Raw genomic sequence first — 457 nt, forward strand, 5'->3', positions numbered from 1 at the left:
CTCGGCGAGGGCTCGGCGGTGATGCTGTCCGGCACCTACCAGGCGCCCAGCGAGATCGGCCGGCGTCTGCTGAGCGCCCTGCCCACCGTGCTGGTGCGCCCCGCCGGGGAGGGCAACGACCCGCTGGTCGGACTGCTCGCCGAGGAGGTGGCCCGGGACGAGCCGGGCCAGGAACTCGTCCTCGACCGCCTGCTGGACCTGCTCCTGGTCAACGTACTGCGCGGCTGGCTGGCCGATCCCGGCTCCGGGGCGCCGCCCTGGTACCGGGCCCAGAGCGACCCGGTCGTCGGGCCCGCGCTGCGGCTGCTGCACGAGGACCCCGCGCACGCGTGGACGGTGGAGTCGCTCGCCCGCAAGGTCGGCGTCTCCCGGGCCCAGCTCGCCCGCCGCTTCACCGCGGTCGTCGGGGAACCGCCCATGGCCTACCTCGCCGGCTGGCGGCTCGCCCTCGCCGCGG

Annotated in this window: 1 protein-coding gene; it reads left to right on the plus strand. The window is 76.8% G+C overall.

The genetic code is table 11. From position 1 onward, the window contains the following. Positions 1-457 (plus strand): cupin domain-containing protein (locus tag B7L92_RS04905; RefSeq protein WP_143626236.1); only part of this gene is annotated, 457 nt, incomplete at both ends.

The sequence above is a fragment of the Streptomyces viridosporus genome (genome assembly GCF_002078235.1).
Lineage (GTDB): Bacteria > Actinomycetota > Actinomycetes > Streptomycetales > Streptomycetaceae > Streptomyces > Streptomyces viridosporus.